The sequence below is a fragment of the Actinomyces urogenitalis DSM 15434 genome, assembly GCF_000159035.1.
GTDB lineage: Bacteria > Actinomycetota > Actinomycetes > Actinomycetales > Actinomycetaceae > Actinomyces > Actinomyces urogenitalis.
Map to the genome: position 1 here is coordinate 396,067 of NZ_DS999576.1, position 4,161 is coordinate 400,227.

Genomic DNA, 4,161 nt, shown 5'->3' on the forward strand with positions numbered 1-4,161 from the left:
GTCCGGGGCCGCTGGGCAACCCGGCCAGGCCGCCCCGAAGCTCCCGCCGCGGATGGAGACCCAGGAGGTCCTGGGCCAGGCGGGCCGGCGCGGTCCCTTCCACTACGGCGAGCGGGTGCAAGTCACTGACGTCAAGGGGGCCAAGCACACCTTCCAGCTGCATCCTCAGGGCTACTTCCAGTCCGGCCGCGGGTCCTTCCACCACCGTGACGTCGTGGGCCTGGACGAGGGCACGGTGCTGGTGACCGACTCTGGGCACGAGTTGCTCCTGCTGCGGCCCCTGCTGGCCGATTACGTTCTGTCCATGCCCCGCGGCGCCCAGGTGGTTTACGCCAAGGACTCCGGTCAGGTCGTCGCGCTGGGAGACATCTTCCCCGGTGCCCGTGTCCTGGAGGCGGGTGTGGGCTCCGGGGCACTGACGATGAACCTGCTCTCGGCAATCGGCGAGAGCGGCCACCTGCTGTCGGTCGAGCGCCGCCACGACTTCGCCCAGATCGCCGCCTCGAACGTCGACTCCTGGTTCGGGCGCCACCACCCGGCCTGGCAGCTGCGCTGCGGCGACCTGTCCGAGGTCACGGCAGCCCATGTGGCTGATGACTCGATCGACCGCGTCGTGCTCGACATGCTCGCCCCCTGGGAGAACGTGGCGGAGGTCGCGCGGGTGCTGGTGCCCGGGGGCGTCTTCCTGGCCTACGTGGCCACCACCACCCAGCTCTCACGCACGGTTGAGGCCCTGCGGCACTGCGGACTGTTCACCGAGCCGGAGTCCTGGGAGTCCATGGTGCGCACCTGGAACGTGGACGGGCTGTCCGTGCGCCCTGACCACACCATGGTCGCCCACACCGGGTTCCTGCTCACCGCCAGGCGCCTGGCGGCCGGCTCACGCCCGCTGACCCGCAAGCGGCCGCCGGCACGCGGCGCCTATGACGAGGGCGGCTACTGGCTTCCCGAGGACGTGAAGGAACGCACCTCCACCGACCGCAAGGTCCGCCGGGTCCTGCGCGACTGCCTGGCCAAGCAGCCGGCGGACTCCACGCCTGTGCTCAGCGACGAGGAGTGCGGTGGTGAGCGTGCCTGAGACCCCGGTCGTAGGTGAGAACCTGACGCCCTCGCCGTCCTTCGCCTCCCACCAGCTGCGCGAGGCGCGCGCCCAGGCCGTCAGCCTGGCGGAGAAGAACGAGCGGCTGGCTGCCGCCCTGTCCCACGCCCGTGACCAGATCGCCGAGCTCGGCGCTCAGCTGGACGCGGTCACCCTGCCTCCGGTGACGCTGGCGCTGCTGACCGGCGTGGAGCAGGACCCAGGTGGTCGCTGCAGCGAGGTTGAGGTCGCCATGGCAGGCAGGCCTATGCGCCTGGGCCTGCACCCGAGCCTGGATCCGCAGGACCTGACGGTCGGCCAGCTCGTGGCGGTCAGCGACCAGATGCTCGTCGTCGACGCCCTGGGGGCTCCCGACACCGGTGAGGCCGTCACGCTCGAGGAGGTCCTCGACTCCCACCGGGCGCTGGTGACCACGGGATCAGGTGCCACGCGGGTCCTGCGGCTGGCAGGCGGGCTGGATGCCGGCACGCTAACGCCGGGGGACACCCTGGCGGCTGATCTGCGTGCCGACGTGGCGACGGCGCTGATCGAACGCACCAGCGTCGAGGAGCTCGTCATCACCGAGACCCCGGACGTGTCCTGGCAGGACATCGGAGGCCTGGGGCTGCAGATCGAGGAGATCCGCGACGCCCTGGAGCTGCCCTTCGCCCATCCTGAGCTCTACCGCTCCTACCACCTGCGCGCGCCCAAGGGCCTGCTCCTGTACGGCCCACCAGGGTGCGGCAAGACCCTCATCGCCAAGGCCGTAGCCACCTCGCTGGCCTCCTCGGCAGGAGGGCAGGACGCTCCTGGCGGGGCCGGCAAGAGCGCGGCCTTCCTCAATATCAAGGGCCCTGAGCTGCTGAGCAAGTTCGTCGGGGAGACCGAGCGCCAGATCCGAGCGATCTTCGAGCAGGCCCGCAAGGTCGCCGCGGAGGACCGCCCCGTGGTCATCTTCTTCGATGAGATGGAGGCCCTGTTCCGCACCCGCGGCACGGGCGTGTCCTCGGACGTGGAGACCATGATCGTGCCGCAGGTCCTGGCCGAGATCGACGGCGTGGAGTCCCTGCGCAACGTCGTCATCATCGGTGCCTCCAACCGTGAGGACATGATCGACCCGGCGATCCTGCGGCCCGGGCGCCTGGACGTCAAGATCCGCATCGACCGTCCGGACCAGGCCGGTGCCCGTGAGATCCTGGCCAAGCACCTGCGCAGCAATCTGCCCCTGGACCCGGGGGAGCTTGCTGCGCACGACGGCGACCGGGAGGCCACGGCGGCCGCGATGCGCCAGGAGGTCGTCGCCGCCATCTACGCACGCACACAGGCCAACGCCGTGCTCGTGGTCACCTTCGCCTCGGGACGCCAAGAGACCCTGTACCTCGGCGACCTGGTCAGCGGTGCGATGCTCGCCGCCGTCGTCGCCCGGGCCAAGACCGCGGCGATCAAGGACGAGCTGGCCGGAGGACCCGGAGGGCTGTCGACGCCGCGCCTGCTGGCCGCGGTGGAGGCCGAGGCCCGTCAGAACGAGGAGATCACCGCAGCCACCAACCCCGAGGGGTGGGCGCGCGTGGTCGGCCACCGCGGCGAGACGATCCTGAGCGTCACGCGGCTGGGCGCTGCGCAGGACGAGGCCAGCGGGCCGTCGGGAGCCAAGGAGGCACACGCATGAGGACGCAGGATCCGGTGATCCGCCCGGTGGGTCTGGAGACGGAGTACGGCGTCCTCCAGCCGGGCAACCCCTACGCCAACCCGGTGGCCATGGCCTCCAACCTTGTGGCGGCCTACGGTGCCGTCTCCCGCCCAGGGTTGGAGGCCGACGGCGCCCCGGCGGCCGCGGTGCGGTGGGACTACGAGGGGGAGGACCCCCTGGCTGACCTGCGCGGGGGTCGCCTGGAGCGCGCCGCCGCCCACCCCTCCATGCTCACCGACGACCCTGGGCACCTGGCCCCTTCGGGCCAGAACGACCCGCAGGCCGAGCACGCCGAGGACCTGCCGCCAGCGCCCTGGGGCAACCGGCCCAGGCCCAGTGCGGCCGAGGAGGCCCTGCCTCGGGCGACCACGACTGTGCTGGCCAACGGCGCGCGGCTCTATGTCGACCACGCCCACCCCGAGTACTCCTCGCCGGAGGTCCTCACCCCCCATGACGCCGTCGTGTGGGACAGGGCAGGCGAGGTCGTGGCCCGGGAGGCGATGGCGGCCCTGGCAGCCGGAGCCGGCGGCGTGGTGGCTGACGAGGTGGTGCTGTACAAGAACAACGTCGACGGCAAGGGTGCGGCCTATGGCTCCCACGAGAACTACCTCGTGGACCGGGCCCTGCCCTTCGACACCCTGGCCGGCGCGCTCATCCCCTTCCTCGTCACCCGCCCGGTCTTCGCCGGCGCCGGAAGGGTGGGGCTGGGCCAGCGCTCCCAGCGTGCGGGCTTCCAGATGAGCCAGCGAGCGGACTACGTCGAGAACGACATCGGCCTGCAGACAACCTTTAACCGCCCCATCGTCAACACACGTGACGAGCCGCACGCAGACTCCAGCCGCTGGCGCCGTCTCCACGTGATCAACGGCGACGCCAACCGCTTCGACACCCCGATCTACCTCAAGGTCGCCAGCACCAGCCTGCTGTTGTGGTACCTGGAGCGCGCGCACGAGCGCGGCGAGGGCCTGGGACAGATCGAGGCACTGGTGCTGACGGCGGACCCGGTGGAGGAGCACTGGGCGACCTCCCGCGACGTCACCCTGCGCCACCGCCTGGCCACCGCGGGCGGTCCACGCACGGCCCTGGAGATCCAGCGTGGCTACCTGGCCGCGATTCGCCAGGCCCTGGTTGCTGACGGCTTGGACGGTGAGCACGCCCCCGCCACTGCGAGCGCGGTGGCGCTGTGGGACGAGGTGCTCACAGCGCTGGAGGACTACGCCAATGCGCTGGGTAGCGAGGGCGAGGGCGAGGCGACCACGCGGGCGGCCCGGGACGTGGAGTGGGTGGCCAAGCTCCAGCTGTGCCAGGGCCTGCGCCGTCGCTCGGGCTCGGGCTGGGACGACCCACGGCTGGCTGCCCTGGACATTCAGTGGGCGGACCTGCGCGCGGGTGC

The 4,161-nt window shown here is 71.5% G+C and carries 3 protein-coding genes; all 3 read left to right on the forward strand.

What is annotated here, in order from left to right:
• Window positions 1-52: 52 nt before the first annotated feature.
• Window positions 53-1,078: a tRNA (adenine-N1)-methyltransferase gene (locus HMPREF0058_RS09875; RefSeq protein WP_006549651.1), complete on the forward strand. Its 1,026-nt coding sequence runs from the start codon at window positions 53-55 to the stop codon at window positions 1,076-1,078.
• Window positions 1,062-2,747: a proteasome ATPase gene (gene arc / locus HMPREF0058_RS09880; RefSeq protein WP_006549652.1), complete on the forward strand. Its 1,686-nt coding sequence runs from the start codon at window positions 1,062-1,064 to the stop codon at window positions 2,745-2,747. The genes HMPREF0058_RS09875 and arc overlap by 17 nt, the downstream gene beginning before the upstream one ends.
• On the forward strand, window positions 2,744-4,161 hold a 1,418-nt coding region (locus HMPREF0058_RS09885; RefSeq protein ID WP_006549653.1), incomplete at its 3' end, for a proteasome accessory factor PafA2 family protein. The genes arc and HMPREF0058_RS09885, both read left to right, overlap by 4 nt.

Coding starts and splice junctions, on each gene's coding strand:
- HMPREF0058_RS09875 (WP_006549651.1), top strand. CDS start 53: ATGGAGACCCAGGAGGTCCTGGGCCAGGCGGGCCGGCGCGGTCCCTTC.